The sequence below is a fragment of the Methanobrevibacter filiformis genome (assembly GCF_001639265.1).
Classification (GTDB): Archaea; Methanobacteriota; Methanobacteria; order Methanobacteriales; family Methanobacteriaceae; genus Methanacia; species Methanacia filiformis.
The window spans coordinates 1-742 of sequence record NZ_LWMT01000186.1 but is presented as its reverse complement, the minus strand read 5'-3'; the positions used below and the strand labels follow the sequence as shown (position 1 = coordinate 742).

Below are 742 nucleotides of genomic sequence, written 5' to 3'. Positions count from 1 at the left end.
ACCCCACCAAGAAAAAATAGAACCAATTGTAGAAGAAGTTTCTGAAATAAGAAAAAAATAAAGAAGCAATGTTTAATTTAAGGCAATTCTATAGAATCGATTAAATCCTTAACTTAACAGCTGTGGGATATAAATAAATTTTTCTTAGATGAATATAATGCAGAACTTTTTTTAGCAATGGATTATCTTGAATGTAATGCGAATGATTTAGAAAATTTTGCTGAAACTAATGAAACAGTATTATCTAAACTTTCCGTTGATAAAAAAAGAAAATTTGCTGATAATTTAGATGATTTTTTCAATCCTATAGGAGATCTTCCATAATTCATTGATTAGTTAATTGATACTTATTGGCTTATATTATGATGATGAAGTAATATTAAGTTAAAATAAGGATTATTATTTAGTTTATTGGGTTTTAAGTGATTTATCTTTGTTGATTATTTTTTAGTAAAGTTTAATAATCTTTGTGTTGAAATATGACTTCATGCATTAATGACTTTAATAAACTTTTTTTTATTAAGTTTTTGTGCATTTATTATGAAATTTGTATTAATAAATTAGTGCTTTTGTATGAATCATGTTTTGATAAATGGCATACTGACTAAGAGATACTTATTTAGACATGTATGGTTTTATACTATGTTTATTTATGTTTTTTCTAGTATATTGTGTCTTTTAGATTTCTTGTTCGTATTGTATTGTATATTGCATTTCTGATGTTTATTTCATTAGTTGCAGC

Annotated in this window: 1 protein-coding gene; it reads left to right on the top strand. The window is 23.9% G+C overall.

The features are described 5' to 3' along the window. Positions 1-177: 177 nt before the first annotated feature. Positions 178-324 carry a hypothetical protein gene (locus MBFIL_RS10555; RefSeq protein WP_157078679.1) on the top strand — a complete coding sequence of 49 codons (147 nt, stop codon included), beginning with the start codon at positions 178-180 and terminating at the stop codon, positions 322-324. The last annotated feature ends 418 nt before the right edge of the window (positions 325-742 follow it).

What these genes read in the sequence shown, in the direction of transcription:
- MBFIL_RS10555 (WP_157078679.1), top strand. Translation starts at nt 178, where the DNA reads ATGGATTATCTTGAATGTAATGCGAATGATTTAGAAAATTTTGCTGAA.